The organism is Limosilactobacillus caecicola (assembly GCF_943192935.1).
Lineage (GTDB): Bacteria > Bacillota > Bacilli > Lactobacillales > Lactobacillaceae > Limosilactobacillus > Limosilactobacillus caecicola.
On record NZ_CALPCI010000004.1, the window covers coordinates 86147 to 106376 of the forward strand.

Consider the following 20230-nt stretch of genomic DNA (forward strand, 5'->3'; position numbering starts at 1 on the left):
TTTAGGGTCCTTGGCAAAAGTTTAAGAATTATCTTCGATAGTGTAGCGGTCTGGATTGACCTTATCAAGTAGGTGGGTCAACTGGCCGACTGCCGTAATAGTCAACGCGTGCATGGCCCGTGAGGCAATCGTGTAGAGAAGCTGGCGTTCGTCATCACCATGGTACTTTTGAGCATTGGCATCCCAAACGACAACAGCATCAAACTCTAACCCCTTCGCCAGGTAGGACGGCACGACAATAATCCCGTCCACAAGCCGTTGGTTTTCCGTCCGGATCAAGGTGTTGTCAATGCCGTGTGCCTTGAGTTGGTGAGCAATCTCTTCACTATCGGTAAGGGTCTTGCCAATCACCGCGATTTTATCATGGTCAGTTTGGTACTTTTGCAGGGCCTTGATGACATCTTGGACCGCGCTAGCCTCGTCTGGATCAATGATAATTTCCGGCAATTCACCAGGCCGGTCAAAGGCTTCAATTGCTTCACCATCCAGTAATATTTCCCGGGTAAAGTCAGTAATCGGCTTCGTTGAGCGGTAAGACTTCGTTAATTGGACCACCTTGGTCTTTTCGGGGTCAAACATCGTACCCAATTCCTTGAGCAGGGTTTTACTGTTTTCGTGGGTAAAAATCGCCTGGTTGAGGTCCCCTAAGAGGGTAAACTTCGCCCGTGGGAAGCAGAATTTTAGGTAGGCGAGCTGAAAGGCATCGTAGTCTTGGACTTCGTCGACAAAGACGTAGCGAATCTCCCGTTCGCCACGTTTGCCCGTTAGAAGGTCATACAAGTACAGGTAGACGGAAATGCCATTCGCACTGATCTGCCGTTGCTTGAGTTGGGCTACTTGGGTATCAACGTAGTGTCGCCATTCGTCATCACTAATCCCAAAATCCGCCAGCGAAATAATCTTCGGCGTAACCCGGAGTAAGTGGACGTATTGGGCATTGATATTCAACCACCGGTTATGGTCAATGGCCCGCTTAATCGGCTTAAAGGCGTCAATCACGATCATCCGAGCCAAAAATTTGTACTCTTCCTGGTCGTTGGCGAATTCTTTGGGGTGGTTAGCATAGAGCGAATTTAATTCTTCCTTGCTCAGGCTTTGGATCCGTTCTTCCACCCATTTAGCGCGCATTTCAGAACTAATTCGCCGGTTCAGGTACTTCGTTAATTCTTCCTTCGTCCCGTCCAGCCGGTTACCCAAATTGTAGGTCCGGTTAAACGAGTAATAAATTTCCTTAATCCGATCCTTAGACACGAAGACCTGGTCACCAAACATTAAGTTCCGGAACCGCAAGTGACCATCAGTCCCCAGGCGCTTTGCATAGCGAGTCACCGCATTAAAGTATTCCAGGCTGCTTAACAGCCGACTGGCCTTATCATTGACATCGTGGTCACTTTGTTCAAAGCGTTGCTTCAGCGTTGCGACCTTGAGGCGTGGCACCCGGCGGTTAACGTACTGGAAGTAGGTCAGTTGGACCATGTTTTGTTCACCCAGTTCCGGTAGCACTTGGTCAATATAGTCGTTAAAGAGCTGGTTGGGACTGAACAAGACGACTTGCGACGCCGTCAGGTTGCCCCGGTATCGGTACAGTAACCACGCCACCCGTTGAAGGACCGCCGCCGTCTTTCCAGAGCCCGCCGCTCCCTGAACGAAGAGCAGTTCATCCTTGGTGTTCCGGATAATCTCATTTTGGGATTTTTGAATGGTCGAAACGATGCTCTTCATCTTGGTACTGGAGTGATTACTCAGGGCCGAGAGAAGCATTTGATCCGTCACCGTTTCGTCCGTATCGTAGAGGGTAACGATCACGCCATCTTCAATTTGAAACTGGCGTTTGAGCTTCACATTCACCGTTTCTTCGCCATCTGGCGTTTGGTAGGACACATCACCTAATTCACCATCGTAATAAATGGAAGAAATTGGGGCCCGCCAGTCATACACCAGAAAATGGTCGGGTTGGTCCGAAAATGAGGCCAGGCCAATGTAAATAGTTTCTGGTTGACTGCCGTCACGTTCCTGAAAATCGATCCGCGCAAAGTACGGTTTGGCTTCCAAGCGTTGGAGGGTCGAGAGGCGGTCAGCAGCATGCTGCCAACTATTCTCCCGTTCGTCCAACAGCTGTTGTTGGGTCCGCACCGACATCGCCGTATCCATCATGCCTGAATAGGTCGTGGTGTTCATATGGATCGTATCAAAATCCTTGCTCAAGGCATTGATATCTTTTTTGGCGGTGGAGATGTTTTGGTTGGCCTTTTTTTCCGCCTTTTTAATTTCCTCAACCACGTGGTCAAGGTGAGCTTGTTCTTTTTTTAAAACTGATTCAGTCATCGATTGAAAGCTCCTTACCGATTTTTTTGATTGATCTATTATAGCATTTTTCGCCCACGCACTTAAAAAGTCATAAAAAAGTTATAAAGCTGTCATTTCTTTGACTTTTCCTGACGAAAGCAGGATAAAATAAGGGTAGTATTATCGCAAAAAAGGAGGGCTTGGGATGGACCAAATTATCTATGGATTAACCCATATTCCAGAAGTGATTATCCCGCTTTTTAACGAGACTGGAGCATGGGGTTACCTCGTGCTTTTTACCATCACCTTTATGGAAACCGGTCTGGTTGTGTTTCCCTGGCTCCCCGGTGAGTCACTCATTTTTGTGGCCTCTTCACTGGCGGCCCTCAACACCAATTCCATTAAACTGAGTGTCCTCATTAGCGGCTTCTTTGTGGCCGCCTTTCTGGGTGACATCGTCAACTACACGATTGGCACCAGGCTGATTAAGTGGCCATGGCTCCGTAAGCGGGTGATGGGCCCCAATTGGCAAATGGCGCACGACTTCTTTGAACGCCACGGGATTAAGGCCGTTATTTTTGGCCGGTTTGTGCCCCTCATTCGGACCTTCGTCCCCCTGATCTCAGGCTCGGCAGGCTTTAAGTTTGGCCGGTTCGTTGTCGGCAACCTCCTGGGAACCCTGCTCTGGGTTCTGATTGCCGCATTGGTGGGTTACTACTTCGGCACCATTCCGTTTGTCAAAGCCCACTTTTCACTCCTCCTCTTACTTTTGATCTGCATTCTCATGTTGCCCGCGATCTTTTTAGCCATCAACCGGTTAATGAAACGCCGACTACTGAAAAAACGTCGCATGCTTAAATAAGGCCCCCGTTTGCCCCGCGATAAATATGGTAAAATATTACTAATATCTCACGGCAGAAATGAGGAGGTTTTTTTATGGCAACTACCGTCTATTTTGTCCGCCACGGTCAGACATTTTTTAACCTATATAATCGAATGCAGGGCTGGTCGGATACGCCCTTGACTGACCAAGGCCATCAGGATGCTGCCCGGGCTGGGCAGGCCCTCGCCAAGCTCGACTTTGACTACTTATTTAGCAGTGACTTCAAGCGGGCCGTCGATACCGCAAACATTATCCTCGAACACCACCCCACCAATAAAATTACCGCACCAATCCAGGATCCCGCCTTCCGCGAAGAATTTTTTGGCTATTTTGAAGGGGCTGATGATGCCCAAAGTGCGATCATGGTTGGTGCTCCCGAAAAATTCCTCAATTTCCACGAAATTCTCACGAAGTACGGTTTGCCCAAAATGCAAGACATGATCGCCGCCAGTGATCCCTTTCAAAACGCAGAAAACCACGAACGGTTCTGGCAACGGGTTGATAAAGGATTTGATCGTCTGCGTTCCCTCCCTGAAGGTAGCGTGAGCGTCGTGGTTTCCCACGGGATGACGATTTCAGCGATCGTTGACCGTTACGGTGACGGTGACTATCGCCAGGGACCGTTGAATGGTTCCATTACGAAATTGACACTTGATCAAAATTCCACTACAGTTGATTTTTATAACCAACTTCAATTACCTGATTAGTAAGGGGGAATATACACATCAATGGATACCACCATACAATCGAATGAAAAAGTAATTGTGACCGGGCTTGATTCCGGTCAACCCGATTATGACTATTCCATGATCGAATTAAAAGAACTCGCCCAAGCCAACCAAATGGACGTCGTCGACCGCATTGACCAGTCATTAGACCGGCCCAATGCCGCGACCTACTTTGGAAAGGGCAAAATCGAAGAAATTAAAAACATCACCGCGGCGGAAGAAGCCACGACGGTGATTACCAATGATGAATTATCACCCAGCCAGTTGAGCAACCTGAATGACGAAATCGGCGTTCGGGTCATCGACCGGACCGCCCTGATTCTGGAAATCTTTGCCAAACGGGCCCAAACCAAGGAAGCCAAGATCCAAGTTCAAATTGCCCAACTGGAATACCAACTGCCCCGTTTGCACACGGCCGCGAACCAACGACTCGACCAACAAACTGGTGGTGGTGCTGGTTTTGCCAACCGTGGTGCCGGTGAAACCCAAATCGAAATGGACCGGCGGGTAATTCAAAAGCACATTAGTCACCTTCGTCACGAACTGAAGGAAATTAACAAGTCTGAAGCCACCAAGCGGGCCCTGCGGGATAAGAGTACAATTCCAACAGCGGCACTGGTTGGTTATACCAACGCTGGCAAGTCAACGCTGATGAACAAAATGATTGACCGTTATGGGATCTCACAAGACAAAGAAGTCTTTGAAAAAGACATGCTCTTTGCGACGCTTGATACCAGTGTCCGGCAATTAACCTTACCGGATCAAAAACGCTTCATTTTGAGTGACACGGTCGGCTTTGTTTCCAAATTACCGACCCACTTGATCGAAGCCTTCAAATCAACCTTGACCGAAGCAGCGAAGGCGGACCTGTTGATCCAGGTCATTGATTATTCTGACCCCCACCGGGACGAAATGATCAAAACGACTGAACGGACACTTCAGCAAATTGGCATTGAAAACATCCCGATGGTTTACGTCTTTAACAAGGCCGATAAGACCGCCGCGGAGTTTCCAACCATGGAGGGCGATGACCACCTCGTCATCTCCGCCAAGGACGAAAAATCGCTGGACCTTTTCACCAAAGTCATTAAGGACCACCTCTTTGATGATTACGTGGAAGCCCAACTATTGATTCCATTCACTGATGGCCACGTCGTTTCATACCTGAACGAACACGCCAATATCCAACATACCGATTATCAAAATGACGGGACCTTATTGAAGGTTGAGTTAAGTCCCAGCGACTTACAAAGGTTTGAAAAATACACCGTCTAACGTAAAAGAGACAGCCACCGGCTGTCTCTTTTTTAGTTTACTGTCAAGTTAACGTACTGCGTTGCGGGTCTTGCCGCCATTCACGATCGTCACCGTATCGTTAAGGGCAATTTCGACCATGTTCCGAACGGAAGTCTTAGTAAAGAAGGCCACATGAGGTGTAACCACGACGTTCGGCATTGCTGCCAAGGTCTTGAAGTCTTCTGGCACATCATCTGCAGCGACTTTCTTACCAAAGTAAGTCGTTTCATCCGCCAGCGTATCTAGCCCCGCCCCGGCAATTTCGCCATCTTGCAGGGCCTTGATTAAGGCTTGGGTATCCACGAGGCCACCACGAGCCATGTTAATCAGGTAGGCGGTCTTCTTCATCTTCTTCAATGCATCGGCATTGATGATGTTCTTCGTGTTTGGGAAGAGTGGCGTGTGCAGACTAACAATGTCTGATTCTTTAAGAACCGTCTCTAAATCGGTGTAATCAACAAAAGCTTCTTGTTCTGGATCGTAGTATGGATCATAAGCAATCACTTTGGCCCCCAGAGCCTTGTAAATTTGGGCGGTGGCACCACCAATGTGGCCTAACCCAATGATCCCAACGGTTAGATTATAGATTTCGTTAGAAACGAGGGCATCCGCCCACCGGAAATCATTGTCTTCTTTCATCCGTTGGTTGAATAACCCAATTTTGCTGTTTAAGTACATGGCCTGGGTCACACCCATTTCCGCAATCGCCCGTGGTGAGTAAATGGCGACCCGGGTAATTGTGATGCCATTCGCGTTGGCTGCGTCAAGGTCGACCATGTCATAACCAGCCGTCCGTAAACCAATCTGCTTAATACCGTAACTAGCTAATTTTTGATAAACATCACCGCTGCCAAGGGAAGCGGTTTGTTGGGTGACAACCCCATCAAACCCCTTCGCCATTTCAACAGTATCATCGTTTAATGGATCAGGAACCATTTTAACTTCGTTACCAGTTTTCTGGGCCCAAGCTTCCGTATATGATTTTTCGATCGGCTTGGTGCCAAACATAATGATTTTCATATCTGTTCCCCTTTCAGAAAATAATGGTCTCCGCTGTCTAGTATACACGTTTTTTCAGTCAAAAAAGCGGACCATTTCTTGAGAAATGGTCCGCTATCATGATCCTTAATTAAAGAAGGCGTGGGCAAATTTTTGATAAAACCGAATGGCGTTGTAGTAGGCTGGCAGGTCCACGTATTCATTTGGCATGTGGGATTCATCGCTCCCCGGTCCAATGATGATACTGGTAAAGTCCTTTTTGGACTGGGTAAATTCTTGCCCATCGTTGGCACCAGTACTGGTCACTGGTTGCGGGGTAAAGCCGAGTTCTTCTTTCGCAACCTGTTGGGCCAATTTAATCAACGGTGCAGCGGGATCACCGCCCATTGGTTCTTCGGGGAAGGTGTACTTAATTGAGAGATCAAATCCCGGTTGTTGGTTTAGTTGGTCAATGATCCCTTCTAAAGTGTCATAAACGACTTGGTTCGGGTATTCAGGGATCGTCCGGATATTCCCACCAAGCGTAGCTTCGGATGGTACACTGTTGATTTGTTCACCACCCTGGATCAGGGAGATCACGTGGGTGAGTTTCCCCAGGACTGGATCTTTATGGTCAAAGGAAGCCAGTTTGGCCTTGGCCTGTTGAGCAAATTCAAAGAGATTGTCAATCGCATTGATTCCCTTCTGCGGACGTGAACTATGCGCCGCTTTCCCAACTGAGGTGACATGGTAGTCGATGACCCCTTTGCAAGCGTAATTGATGGAGTGCAGATCATCACACGGTTCCGCAATTACCAAGCCGTCGAGGTCGTCTGCGTAGCCCTGCTTGGTCAGTTCCGCTGCTCCATAATTACCGGTTTCTTCGCCCACAGTAGCCAGCAACTTAATCGTTCCTGGTAATTGGTCACCCTTTTCGAGCATTTCCAGAAGAGCCACTACAACCGCTGCGAGGCCGCTCTTCATATCACAGGCACCACGCCCGTATAGTTTGTCATCTTTGACCACCGGATCGAACGGGTCGGTATCCCAGGCGTCTAAATCGCCCGGATCCACCACGTCCATGTGCCCGGAATAACCAAGCACTTTGCCACCATTACCAATGGTGACGACGAGGTTATCACGACCTGGAGCATAATTAACCTTTTCGATGTTCACGTTCTTGCCCACGTACGGTGCAAATAAGCTCGCGATGTAGTCCGCCAATTCAGCTTCATTTTGGTTGACCGTTTGAATGCTAATAATCTTTTTTAAAACGTTTAATTGCTCTTCTTTTGTCATGATTGATTCCCCTCTACTTGTTGTTGGCAACTTGGATATCTTGGGCCTTCTTGTATAGCTTGTTCAACGTACCATTCTTTTGGTCCTTAGTAATAACTTGGTTAATCTTCTTCATCAAGGCCTTGTCTTGCTTCCGGGCCACAATTCTCGTTCCGGCAGCCTTGGCATCGTACTTGAACTTGATGTTGCTTGCGACCGCGTACTTGTCTGGGTGTTCCTTCGCGTAAGCTTCGGCGGTATCATCACCAGTAATGACCCCATCCAGGGTGCCGTTCGATAATTCTTGGAACAGCGTGTTGTTAGAACTTTCCGTGACCAGCTTAACACCCTTCAGTTTCTTACCAATCGTTTCTTGTTCTGAAGATTGTTGAGCCCCCAGCGTGGTTCCCTTCAAGGCCGCAATATTTGCATACTTATCCTTGTTCTTGGCGGCAACCAGCAGCACCTGACCACCGGTGTGGTATACCTTGGAGAAGGCGACTACCTTGGCCCGTTGCTTCGTGTAGGCCATCCCAGCCATGACGATATCGACCTTCTTGTTTTGCAGTTCGCTAATTAAAGAAGAGAAGGACGTGTTAACGATCTTAACCTTTTTAACACCCAAGCTCTTGGCAATTTCATGAGCTAACAAGATGTCATAACCCACGATCTTTTGCTTACCATTTTTGACGATTGGAAATTCGTATGGAGCAAAGTCAGCGGACGTCCCCACAACCAATTCACCCTTTTTCTTAATTGATTGAACACTGTTATCCTGCTTGGCTCCACAGCCGGCGAGCACCGTGCTCAAAGCAATCATGATCGTCAAAGCTGCTAAAATCGTTTTCTTTAAATGTTTAAATTGCATCTTTCTCTTCCTCCACAAATTTTCTTTACATTTTTATCAACCCAAATTTCATATTTATACGTCGTCGCACGATGATATCCCCCGTTTTCGTATTTCTATGCAAATTATGTGTATATAATATCCCCAGCCGTGAATAAATGCAAGCTTTTTTCAAAAAATATTCAAATTAATTTAAAATCATGGATAAAAATAAGGATCCGGTGAATATCACCGGATCCTGATGAATGTGATTAAACTGTTTGATCACGGTCTTGCAAGTGCATACCGTCATCATCTTTTTCCTCACCAAGCAATTCTTGGTTATGATCTAGTTCTGATTTACCTGCGAAGTGGTGGTGTTGCAACCAGTACATTGCTCCTAGCAACAAGAGGTAGAAGACAATGGTCAGGCAACCCAACACGCTGTTACAGAAGGCCACGTAATGAGTACCAAGCCCACCACTAATGCCATCACGCAAACCAAGAATTGAGTACGTCATTGGCAATGCGTAGTGGATGACGTTGTAGAACTTCATGGTTACTTCCATTGGGAAGGTCCCACCGGAGCCACCAAGTTGCAGCATCAGCAGAACCATGGCTACGAACCGTCCAGGGTTGTCGAAGGTCATGGATAGGAACATGACGATCGCCATCGACGCGAGGCCAAAGAGGACTAGCGTACCGAAGAAGGATGGGACATGAATGACGTGGAGACCCAGCGCCATCATAATTCCACCTTCGGCTAGTGCCATCAAGGTAATGATGAGGCTGCCGAGAACAACTTTACTTGCCCACCATGCTAATGGGGAACGACCTTGAATGGCCACCCGCCGAATTGGGTAAACAAAGTTGAAGACCAAGGCCCCAACATACAAAGCAACAGACAGAACGTAAGGAGCCAGGGCATGACCATAGTTTGGTACATAACTGTAGCTCTTGTGCTTGACGCGGGTTGGTTCAGCAATCATCTTCGCCGTCTTCTTCGTTGGCTTAATGCCGTTGACCGTCTTCGCACCTTTGCCGAGAGCAGAAGCTAATTGACCAGCACCGGTGTTCAACTTCACAATCCCCTGAACGAGGGCTGGTGAGTTGTCAACTAATTGTTGCGTCCCGGCGGCTAATTGATTAACCCCCGCAACTAAGGTTGGCACTTGTTGGTTCAATTGACCCAGTGCACTGGCTAACTGACCAGCGCCGGAATTCAAGGCAGCGGAGTTGGCTGTTAATTGACCAGCGCCAGCGCTAGCTTGGGCCACTCCCGCGGTGTACTGATTGATTCCGCTCGTCAAAGTGTTGGAACCTGCCGCAGCAGTATCAACACCATTCGTGTATTGGGAAACACCGGTGCTCAAGTTGCTTGCGCCCGCCGCAATTTGGCTAGTAGCACTTTGCAAGGCATTCATTTTTTTAGGCATGTCAGACAGTTGGCCCTTGTAGCTATTCAATTCATTTAACAAAGTATTGGCTTGGTTGATCGTCGTGTCAGCGTTATTCAATAACGTGCTCATCGACGATAACTGACCCAGCTGACTTTGCATGTCACTCAATGAAGAACCAAGACTTGATAATTGGCTCAACGTTCCTGACATGCCCTGAACTGTTTGGGCGTTTGCCTGAGCCTTGCCTGCTAATGTTGCTAGTTGGCCCTTAATATTATTGTCAGTAGTCGACCCAGCTAATTTACTTAATTCACTAGCAATTTCGGCATCATTAGTAGCCACACCAGTCAATTTACCAAGTTGCGTCGAAGCGCCAGATAAAGCACTAGAAGCTTGTTGGAGTTTTCCAGCACTCGTCTGGACACCTGCCAAGGCAGCCTTCGCTTGGTTCAATCCAGTTTGTAATTGTGTCATACTTTGTTGCAAGGCTGCCGCCTGGTCCATCGCCGACATAATGTTATTAATCGGCAAGCTGCCTAACGCAGAATTAACAGTTGTATTCAACTGATTCGTTCCACTTGCTAACTGGCTAGAACCGGAACGGAGTGCTGAGGAATTACCGCTCAAGGTATTCAAACCAGTGCTTAGCTGACCGGCCCCAGAGCTCAAGGCCCCGGAGTTGGCTTCCAGGGTATTCAACCCAGCAGCAAGTTGGCCAACACCCCCAGTATATTGAGCAATGCCGTTTGCCAAAGTAGCACTACCGCTGGCCAGTTGTTGGGCACCGGCAGCAAGTGGGGCAACCCCAACCTTCAAGGTTTGCACCCCGTTGTTGACTTGGGAAACCCCCGCAACGTACTCGTTGACCCCACTTTGCAGGGTTACTAGTCCGTTATCTAATTGGGTTGCGCCATCCGCAGCTTGGTCCATCCCCTTACCAAGGGTTTTCAGCATTTTGAACATGGTCATGGCGTACGCATTCGTCACGTTGGCCCGAATCTTTTCATTCAACCTGGTCATGGCGACTTGACTCATGACGTAACCAATATAGTTCAGCGAGTCGTTAGTCGTGTACTTCAAGTTCATTGGCTTTGGATTTTTATCCAACACCGTCGTTGCATTCTTGGAGAAGTTCTCCGGAATGGTGATCACCGTGTAATATTTCCGGTGTGACATTCCGTACTTCGCCTTTTTCGCTGAAACAAATTGCCAGTCAAGCTGGTGATTATGCTTCAACTCCTTGACCATTTGGTCACCGACGGCCATCTCTTTCCCCTGATAATCGACGGGTACGTCCTTGTTGACCACGGCAACAGGCAGGTCTTGCGTGCTCCCGTAAGGATCCCATACAGACTTCAGGAAGAAGATACTATATAGAAATGGAATAAAACAAATAACAATTGATGATAATAAGAGCAAATGATTTCGTCGGATATGACGGAATTCTGCCTTAATCATTTCCCACATTTTTCTCCCTCCAAAAATTAGTTAGCTGAATTCGTCGAGAAAGGTAATACCGACTGTCTTACAAATTCCACCGCTTCTTCGACAGGGACATCATAATTCTTCGATTGCCACCAATACAAGCAACCCATGATCGCCCCCGCAAATGCGTAAGATTGTAAATCAGGATCCTCTGAATTACTAATGACTTTCAGAATTTCACCATGCCGTTGATCATCCTCACTTTGCTTCAGCAACACCTCACTGGTAATGCGAATCATTTCCGTGTAGAGCGTACTATTAGCATTGTCCGCAGATAGGTGACGGAAAATATCCTTATTATCATTCAGATAGTTAGCCGCAATTTCGATAAAGTCATTTTCCGTTGGCGCTGAGGCAATCAACTGGCTCAAACGATTATTAATCAGCTGTTCGAGCAGGTCGTACTTATCATGGAAATACCGATAAAAACTACTCCGGTGAAGCAGAGCTTCGTTACAAATTTGATCAACCGTGATTTTTTCAAATGGTTTCTTCCGTAGCAGAGTTTCCAAGGCATTTTGGAAATCCCGTACAGTCCGGTTCATTTTCAACCCAATTCCCCTCCTTATTCAGTTTTCAAAAAGATATTATAATTCGTTCCTGTTTGCGACTACATGGTCATATTAACACATGTATTTTTAAATAAGACAAATACAATCATTTGTTTCAACAAGGATTTAACAATTATTTCTCCCGAAACTATGTTATAATCGAAATGCAAACGCTTGCATAAGGAGGACTTAAACAATGCAACTATCACAAGAAGATTTTGGTCAAGCAAACAACCATCCCGTGACCCGCTACACAGTAGCCAACGACCACGGTGTTCGACTGAGCGTTCTGAATTTTGGTGGAATCTGGCAAGAATATTCGGTTCCCACTGATAATGGTCAGCTCAACCTCTTACTGTCCGCCAACTCAATGGAGGATTACCTCGCTGCTGGATACAGTATTGGTCAACTGATCGGTCCCGTTGCCAACCGGATTGACAAGGCCGAATTCCAAATTGATGGTGAACAATACCACCTCCAAGCAAATGAAGGCAACAACTCCATTCATAGTGGTGATCAAGGATGGCAAAATCACTTCTGGCACGTCACCACTGGAATGACTGACGACGCTGGCAAGATCATCCTCAGCAACCATTATTCACCAGATGATGACGGAATGCCTGCCGATACTGATGTCCACGTTGTTTATTCCCTGCACAGCGACGACAGCGTCACAATCGACCTCTACGGTGAAAGTGATGCCCCAACACTGTTCAACCCTACCAACCACACCTACTGGAACCTCGGCGACAGCGATGTTGATACCATTGAAGGTCAAGAATTAACCATTAATTCTGATTACCATTTGGCAGTCAATGCTGAAAAAATCCCTACTGGCGCGCTAGTCGAAAACTTAGGGTCGGCCTATGACTTTAAAGATGGTCAAGTCCTGGGTCACGCCCTCAATGAAATGCTGAAGACCCCTGAAAAGGGCTTTGATGATTTCTTTGCGGTCCAACCCAGTTCCACCTTTGCTGGTCAGCCGATTGCAGCCTTGAAGGATCCTAAGTCTGGTCGTGAAATGAAAATGTACTCAGACCGGAATGCTTTAATCATCTTCTCTGCTAACGGGCTCCCAGCTTCCGTTAAATTAAACCGTCCTGGTAAATCATGGGCCGCAATGGCGCTAGAAGCTCAAGCACTCCCTGATGCACCACACCATCCAGAGTTTGGTGATATCACGCTCCGGCCATTGGCCCCAGTTCACCACCAAATTCGTTACGAAATTAAATATTAATACTATTCAAAACTCAAAAGCGGTAAGGATTTTTATCCTTACCGCTTTTTTAAACCGTTGTGCCAATTATTTCCTGGGCAATAATATCTAATGAATCTCATTCAAACTGGAGTAGTACAACTCCGGACCCAGTATAAATAAATCATCACACTCATTTGCTGATCAACAAGTATGAATCAGCCTCCCACCTATAATTATACTCATAGGATAACTTCTTGCAACTAAAGAGTTTCAGTCTACAAATGTAATTATATTTCTAGGGAATTGATTAGATCATTAATGAGCTAAGTCTCTGATCAAACGGCCAACATTTTCTGCCGTTTCCGCAATATCATGTGGGCCATCTGCAATCGCCTTTGCTAATGGTTTGGCGCCTTCTGGAGTGGCAAAGATCGCGTCCATCGCATCGCGACCATATAATTCATCGATCCCTTGACCAACATTTCCTGCCAACACAATCACTGGTGCTTGGGGAGCTACGGCTTTCGTAGCCAAAGCCACTCCATACGGGGTTTTCCCAAATTTAGTTTGGAAATCAATCCCGCCTTCACCAGTAAAGACAAAGCTGGCTTGTTGAGCCCGGTCCTTCAAGTGCGTAAATTCAACCACCAGGTCAATACCCCGGGCCATTTCTGAGTTCGTAAAGGCCATCAGTCCGGTTCCCAGACCACCAGCGGCGCCAGCGCCTGGTTGCATTTCTAAATCCTTATGCAAATCCCGCTTAATCACTTCTGCATAGTGGTGTAAGTTTTGGTCGAGGGTTTGTACCATTTCAGGAGTGGCACCCTTTTGGGGACCGAAGACTGCGGAAGCCCCGTCCTTACCCGTCAACGGGTTGGTAACATCCGAGGCGATTAACACCTGTGTCGTTTTGATCCGTGGATCAATGTCACTCACATCAATGTGGTCTAAGTGGTCCAAAGCACCGCCACCAAAGGAAACTTCCTGGTCGCTAGCATCCAATAGCTTAGCCCCCAGTGCCTGGGCCATCCCGGCACCACCATCGTTGGTGGCCGACCCACCAATACCGAGGATGATTTTTTCTACGTGGTGGTCCAATGCATCCAGCATTAATTCACCAGTTCCATAAGTGGTAGTGATCAATGGATTGTGCGTCTGTTCATTAACGTATTGAATGCCACTCGCCTGGGCCATTTCAATCACGGCCGTTTTCCCATCACCAAGAATTCCATAGTAAGCCTCACAGAGCTGATTGAGTGGGTTATGGACTTGTTTTTTGACCAAATGACCGTCCGTAGCATCGACTAGTGATTGGACGGTGCCTTCACCACCATCGGCCATTGGTACCATTTCATAATCGGCTTCAGGAAAAACCCGTTGCAAACCGGTTCGAATCGCTTCCGCAACTTCTTTGGCAGTCAATGAGCCCTTAAAAGAATCTGGAGCAATCACAAATTTCATGAGTCAAACCTCCTAAATCAAGTGTAAGAAACCGTACAAGATCGTTGCGGTCAAACAAGCTGAGCCACCACAGATTGCTTCATACAAAATCCCTTGGGACCGTTGCTTGATATCCATATTCATGGCGTTGGCCGTGACGTGGAAGTAGTTTCCTTGAGGAAGCTGGTCGATCACAATCGCACCAGTATGAACCATTGCGGCGGCGGCTAATGGTTGGACCCCAAAGCCGAGAATGGCCTTGGAGAATGAACCAGTGGCCAAAATAACCCCGGTTGAAGTCGAAGCCGCAGCACCAGCCATTAAAATCCCGGAAAGTGGTGCGAGGAAGACTCCCGAAATGTGGCTAACCTTAATTGCTGAAATCAGCAGTTGGGGCAAGCTCGACTCGGTAATGGTGGCCCCAATGGCCCCAGCACCAATCAAAATCATGACAACTGGTGTCATCTTCGTCATCCCAGTTTGAGCGTACGCCCGCAAATGCTTCCCCTTGTGCATTGCAAGCGCACCGACAATCGCCGCAAATGGGAGAACATAGGTCGCATCCAGGTCAATCGTACTCATCCAGTGCACATGTAAAATTTGACCAAGCGGGTTAATTAAGAGCAGGATTACAGCAATCACTGGAGTTACTAAGGATGAGCCCAATGATGGCAAATCCTTTTGTTCAATCTGCGGATTGTCGGCCAAGTCTGCTTTGACCACTGCGTCCCCCTTATGCTTAATTAACGAAGCAACGATGACGGTCACGATCAAGGCCACCACGGCAGGAATAAAGTCCGCAATCATTACTTGACTCAGGTTCAAGCCGAAACCCTTAGCTGCCGCAATCGTGTTCGCGTTTGGTGAAATGATATTCCCTGCTTTACCACCACCAGAGAGGGCAACCAACAAGGCTAATTTTGAAATGTGACTCCGTTCACCAACTTCAAGGGCGATCGGTGCCACGATTAACACTGCCACTGGAATAAAGACGCCGACCGCGGTAATTACCATCGTGGCCAGTGCCAAGGCTAAAATTGCCATCCGATCACCCATTTTATTAACGATCGTCCGGGCAATGGTGTTGGCCGCCCCAGAGTCCATCATGACCCCAGCTAAGACACCCGCAGCCAGGACCCGGACAACGGTCCCCATCACGCTTTGAGAACCCTTCACCAGGATATTGACCGTTTGCAATAAGCTGGCGCCACCAATTAAGGAACCAATAATAGCCCCAATGAATAATGAATAAACTGCGTCAACTTTACGCAGAATTAAAACAATTGCAATTGCTAACCCAATTAGGGCGCCCCACCAAGTTACAACCACTTTTACATCTCCTTTGAATAATATCCAAGGAATAGTATAAGCGGCCAAGTTTGTGAACGCAACAACATTAAATGAGGTGAAACGATTTAATAATGTTAATTTTGTGAATTGGTATATAGCTCATAACATCATATTTGATAATTAATCCGGCTGATTATAATCAAATTGATCCAACTTAGTGTAAGCGCTATACTGTGTGCAACAGTTTTCACAAACTTTTTTATTGGCTCATCACCCGGTGCTGCCGGCGCAAATTGAATGAATAGACCACGTTGATTATCCCAAGGATCACAATTGCCAGCCAGATTGTTCTGATCCCCATAATCTGCTGGAGTAATGCTGAAACAATGGCTCCAACCGCAAAGGCAATCACCAATAACATATAATTTACCGCGGCATTATATTGGTCCTTATCCTCACCAAAGAAGTAGGCACTCCAGGCAACGACTGATTTCTTCAAATTACCGGTCGTAAAGGCGTTGTTATAACCCATCCCCTGAATCTTACTAAATGACGCATTCTGCATTGCAAGACCGAACGCCAAGGCCGGTACGATGTAGTAATTAGGCACCGATTTCGGCAAAAAACCAATCACACCGCAAATGATCAAAATTGGAAACAAACAGACCACTCGCCAATAATGGGTCTTCATGTGTACGTGAAGGTAGCCCACCACACTCAAGCCGATGATAAAGGCAATAAAGGTGCTGAGCCGGTTGAGCATTCCCATCACGTTGTGATTTGCTAATGATGAGGCAAAGAAAATAATGTTCCCAGTTTGTCCCGCTGAAAGAGTGTGTCCCCGTTGGATATAGGTGTAGGCATCCACAAAGCCACCACTAAAGGTCAAGGCAATCGCGAGGCTCCGGGCTTCCGATGGTTTCCAATTCATAAATTCTCCTTCATAGTAAAATCCCTGCCTTCGTGACAGGGATTCAGCTTACTTATTTACATTGTCCTGATAATTGACCATCTTCAAAAAGTTGTCGACATCTAGGCTGGCCCGTCCAATCAGAACCCCATCAATATCTGGCTTTGCCATGATTTCATTGATGTTCTTGGGGTTTACACTGCCACCATACAGGATCCGAATTTTATCAGCAATTTCATACGTGTACGTGTCAGCAATCATCCGCCGAATCTGCCGGCAACCTTCTTCGGCCAACGAGGTGTTGGCATGTTGGCCAACCCCGACAGCCCAGCTCGGTTCATAGGAAATAATCACGTCACGAATTTGGTCCAGGGAAACCCCATGGAGGACGCTTTGGAGTTGTTTCAACACGTATAGCACTTCCCCGTTCATTTCCCGTTGGACCATCGTCTCGTCCGTACAAATAATCGGTGTCAGTTTGGTCATGATGGCAGTTTCTACCTTTTGGTGCACCGCTTCATTCGTTTCGTTAAAGAGCCGTCGCCGTTCGATATGTCCCAACATCACGTGGCTCACTCCGGCCTGGCTGAGGCCACGCATACTGATTTCACCAGTAAATGGTCCAGAAAGTTGTGGTGCAGCGTTTTGGGCAACGATTCGTAAGCCGGAATCACCGGCTGCCTGTTTCATACTATATAGGGCAAAGGCTTGGCCGGCGATCCCCACCTCAACCTTGTCAGGATCAGGCAAATGATCCTTAATCGCGTTGACAAAATCGACCGACTCTTGAACCGTTTTGTGCATTTTCCAATTTGCAACAATAAAAGGCTTGCGCATTGTGGCACCTCCGTTTAGTTTACTAATAAGTAAATTTTACACTCAATCGGCAAATTCTCAAACTGATTTCACCAAGAAACTTGTTTGGGTGCTGGCTACGGAGGGTTAGGTCGGTCCATTGACAGCATGCCAAAAACTCATTATGATAATCGAAAATTAATTCGAGGTTTAAAAATGACAATAAGAATTGTAACTGACTCTGCAGCAAACTCGTTTGAAAAAATTATTGGTGGTGTCGAGCACGTCAACGTTCCGTTGACCATCACCGTCAATGGACAATCCTGGTCCGATGATGAAAATTTGGATATGGATAACTTCCTACTGGCACTGAAAAACACTAAAACGAATACTTCATCGGCCTGTCCCAGCATGGGTAGTTGGCTCACCGCGTTCGAAGGTGCCGATGAGATCTTTGTGTTAACCATCACCAGTGCCCTATCCGGCAGCTATAATTCTGCCGTCCAGGCCGCCGAAATGTACCTGACTGAGCATCCCAAAGCCCGGATCCATGTCTTTGATACTAAATCGGCCGGGCCACAAATCCGACTGCTCGCCTCGCAGCTGGCCGTCTTGATCAATCATGGCTACGACTTTGACGAGATCATTGAAATGGTCGATGAACAGATCAAACATACTGGCCTACTGTTCGTTCTCGAAGAATTGGATAACCTGGCCAATAATGGACGGGTCAGTCCCACCATTGCCAAATTAACCGGTCTGCTTAAGCTGGATATTTATGGTACCGCGAGCCCCGCCGGAGAATTAGAGATGTTGGGAAAGCTCCGTGGCGGTAAGCATATGTACAAAAAACTGGTCAAGGCCTTGGAAAAGCAGGGATATGCTGGCGGCCGGATCTTTATTGATCACGTCAACAGTCGGGACAGTGCTGAACAGATGGCTCAGGCCATTTCAGAAGCGTTCCCGAGCTCAATCATTACCATTTCTACCTGTGGTGCCCTCTGTGCCTACTATGCAGAAAATGGTGGTTTAATGATCGGGTTTGAAAAATAATCCGACACTTGATTAGAGAAAAATTAGAAATTTTAAAATTTTACTTGTCTTCTCTAATTTTTGATGATATATTAACGTCAATCAAAAATTACAAGTAATCAAATCAGTAGATTACAGTCCTCAATGTTCAGAAAACTGGTGGTTGATGCAAACCAGGCAGGGGCTGTCGTCGAATTACCGCTTGTACGGATCCATTGGTACCGTTAGCAACCAATACGAGGTGGAAGGTCGCTGTGACTTTCTAGCTAGGTGGTACCGCGGTAATACGTCCTGGTTGAGCTTTGCGCTCAATCAGGACTTTTTTTATTTGGAGGAATAATCATGGAAAACAAACGATATTATTGCCACGTAACTTTGTTCAATCTGCAATCAAATCATCAACAATTTACGAGGTGGCAATCATGAAAAAAATCAGTTTTAACGAATCAATTACAATCTTAGTCATTATGTTAGTAATCCTCGGGGGTGGGGTCATCGGCTTTGGTCTCTCCCCACAGGTCCCAGTTTTGACCGTCATCGGCTTACTAATGGCCTGGCTGGCGTTTCGCAAAGTCTCCTGGAAGGACATCACCGATGGGATTACCGAAGGAATTTCCACAGCAATCGTGCCAATTTTTATCTTCCTGTTAATTGGGAGTCTGATTGCGGTCTGGATTAAGGCCGGGATCATTCCATCGTTGATGGTGTTGGGCTTCCACTTAATCAGTGCTAAATTCTTCGTACCATCGGTCTTCATCGTGTGTTCACTCGTTGGTTTAGCCATCGGGAGTGGCTTTACCACCGTGTCGACAGTTGGTCTCGCCCTCTTCGGAATGGGCGCCACGTTAGGGGTTAATCCCGCCCTCACTGCCGGGGCGATTATTTCCGGGGCGGTCTTTGGTGATAAAATGTCACCACTTTCCGATTCCACTAACTTGGCTTCCGCTGTCGCTGGATCCGACCTCTTTGCCCACATTAAAAATATGATGTGGACCACAATCCCAGCATTTATTGTTTCCCTAATCGTTTTTGCTATCTTGGGCTTTACCAATCAAGGAACTTCCATGGCAAGCATTGCCAAAACTTCTGCCGTCCTGACTAGCCACTTCAACGTTTCGTGGTGGGCCGCCTTGCCAATCATCCTCATGTTTGTCTGTGCCTGGCGGAAGGTTCCCGCAATTCCAACCCTGTTTCTCAACATTTTCGTTTCCATTGTGATGATCTTTGTCGAAACGCCACGTTTTGCCGTCAGCAAACTTGCAACATTAATCGAATCTGGCTTTGTTGCCCACACTGGTAATAAAGCCGTGGACGCCCTCCTCAGTCGGGGCGGAATCTCCAGCATGATGGGGACTGTTTCGTTAATCGTGATGACCCTGGCGCTTGGGGGAATTCTCATGCACCAAGGAATCATCGAAAGTGCCATGAAGCCGCTAATTGACCGGCTCCAAAAACCAGGACGTCTCGTCACCGCCACTATCCTGGCCGGTATTGGTGTCAACCTCTTCGTTGGTGAACAATACCTCTCAGTCATCCTGCCCGGGAATGCTTTCCGTCCAGCATTCAAGCGGATTGGTCTTTCCCCACTCGCCCTTAGTCGGGTTCTGGAAGACGGCGGCAGTGTAATCAACTACCTGATTCCATGGGGTGTTGCGGGTTCGTTCGTTGCTTCGACGTTGGGTGTGCCTGTCCTCCACTTTCTCCCGTTCACCCTCTTTAGCCTGCTTTCCCCAATCTTCTCGATTCTGAGCGGCTTCACTGGTGTTGGCTTAAAGTGGGCTGACGGCCGCCAACATGGTCGGACCGTTAAGGATTCTACAGAAAAAGCCGTCTTAGACTAGCCTTAAAAACTAA

General features: G+C 47.3%; 16 protein-coding genes. 6 read left to right on the forward strand and 10 right to left on the reverse strand.

Annotated elements, in window-relative coordinates; genetic code table 11:
* Nucleotides 1-21: 21 nt before the first annotated feature.
* Entirely contained in the window at nt 22-2325 is a 2304-nt protein-coding gene (gene helD, locus NFR43_RS06750) for an RNA polymerase recycling motor HelD (RefSeq protein WP_251547708.1), read from the reverse strand.
* A 166-nt stretch (nt 2326-2491) separates the two neighbouring features.
* Here helD and NFR43_RS06755 point away from each other — a divergent pair, with 166 nt between their 5' ends.
* The 3 genes from NFR43_RS06755 to hflX all read left to right on the forward strand — a co-directional run bounded on the left by NFR43_RS06755 (nt 2492) and on the right by hflX (nt 5172).
* Complete coding sequence (locus tag NFR43_RS06755) at nt 2492-3148, forward strand: VTT domain-containing protein (RefSeq protein ID WP_251547710.1); 657 nt, start codon at nt 2492-2494, stop codon at nt 3146-3148.
* Between the two features lie 74 nt (nt 3149-3222).
* The gene (locus NFR43_RS06760; RefSeq protein WP_251547712.1) at nt 3223-3876 is read left to right on the forward strand and encodes a histidine phosphatase family protein; all 654 of its coding nucleotides are present in this window, start codon (nt 3223-3225) and stop codon (nt 3874-3876) included.
* Nucleotides 3877-3897: 21 nt separating this feature from the next.
* Nucleotides 3898-5172, forward strand: a complete 1275-nt coding sequence (gene hflX / locus NFR43_RS06765; RefSeq protein WP_251547714.1) for a GTPase HflX — start codon at nt 3898-3900, stop codon at nt 5170-5172.
* A gap of 48 nt (nt 5173-5220) precedes the next feature.
* Here the strand turns inward: hflX and NFR43_RS06770 are convergent, their stop codons facing one another.
* The 5 genes from NFR43_RS06770 to NFR43_RS06790 form a co-directional block, all read right to left on the reverse strand.
* Entirely contained in the window at nt 5221-6213 is a 993-nt protein-coding gene (locus NFR43_RS06770; RefSeq protein ID WP_251547716.1) for a D-2-hydroxyacid dehydrogenase, read from the reverse strand.
* 105 nt (nt 6214-6318) lie between these two features.
* Complete coding sequence (locus tag NFR43_RS06775) at nt 6319-7470, reverse strand: ArgE/DapE family deacylase (RefSeq protein WP_251547718.1); 1152 nt, start codon at nt 7468-7470, stop codon at nt 6319-6321.
* A gap of 13 nt (nt 7471-7483) precedes the next feature.
* On the reverse strand, nt 7484-8317 hold the full coding sequence (locus NFR43_RS06780; RefSeq protein ID WP_251547721.1) for a transporter substrate-binding domain-containing protein: 834 nt from the start codon (nt 8315-8317) through the stop codon (nt 7484-7486).
* A 230-nt stretch (nt 8318-8547) separates the two neighbouring features.
* On the reverse strand, nt 8548-11142 hold the full coding sequence (locus NFR43_RS06785; RefSeq protein ID WP_251547723.1) for a YhgE/Pip domain-containing protein: 2595 nt from the start codon (nt 11140-11142) through the stop codon (nt 8548-8550).
* Nucleotides 11143-11159: 17 nt separating this feature from the next.
* A complete protein-coding gene (locus NFR43_RS06790) occupies nt 11160-11705 on the reverse strand; it encodes a TetR/AcrR family transcriptional regulator (protein ID WP_251547835.1) in 546 nt (181 codons plus the stop codon).
* A gap of 202 nt (nt 11706-11907) precedes the next feature.
* Between NFR43_RS06790 and NFR43_RS06795 the strand changes: the two genes are divergently transcribed.
* Nucleotides 11908-12948, forward strand: a complete 1041-nt coding sequence (locus tag NFR43_RS06795; RefSeq protein WP_251547725.1) for an aldose epimerase family protein — start codon at nt 11908-11910, stop codon at nt 12946-12948.
* Between the two features lie 276 nt (nt 12949-13224).
* On the opposite strand, the gene NFR43_RS06800 is transcribed toward NFR43_RS06795, so the two are convergent.
* The 4 genes from NFR43_RS06800 to tpiA form a co-directional block, all read right to left on the reverse strand.
* Entirely contained in the window at nt 13225-14370 is a 1146-nt protein-coding gene (locus NFR43_RS06800) for a glycerate kinase family protein (RefSeq protein ID WP_251547727.1), read from the reverse strand.
* A 12-nt stretch (nt 14371-14382) separates the two neighbouring features.
* A complete protein-coding gene (locus NFR43_RS06805; protein ID WP_251547729.1) occupies nt 14383-15678 on the reverse strand; it encodes a GntP family permease in 1296 nt (431 codons plus the stop codon).
* Between the two features lie 220 nt (nt 15679-15898).
* Nucleotides 15899-16570: a YoaK family protein gene (locus NFR43_RS06810; RefSeq protein ID WP_251547731.1), complete on the reverse strand. Its 672-nt coding sequence runs from the start codon at nt 16568-16570 to the stop codon at nt 15899-15901.
* A gap of 48 nt (nt 16571-16618) precedes the next feature.
* Entirely contained in the window at nt 16619-17386 is a 768-nt protein-coding gene (tpiA, locus tag NFR43_RS06815) for a triose-phosphate isomerase (RefSeq protein WP_251547733.1), read from the reverse strand.
* A gap of 174 nt (nt 17387-17560) precedes the next feature.
* Here tpiA and NFR43_RS06820 point away from each other — a divergent pair, with 174 nt between their 5' ends.
* Both NFR43_RS06820 and nhaC read left to right on the forward strand, forming a co-directional pair.
* A complete protein-coding gene (locus tag NFR43_RS06820) occupies nt 17561-18397 on the forward strand; it encodes a DegV family protein (protein WP_251547735.1) in 837 nt (278 codons plus the stop codon).
* 398 nt (nt 18398-18795) lie between these two features.
* Nucleotides 18796-20217 (forward strand): Na+/H+ antiporter NhaC, encoded by a 1422-nt coding sequence (gene nhaC, locus NFR43_RS06825; protein ID WP_407658148.1) that lies wholly within the window; start codon nt 18796-18798, stop codon nt 20215-20217.
* The last annotated feature ends 13 nt before the right edge of the window (nt 20218-20230 follow it).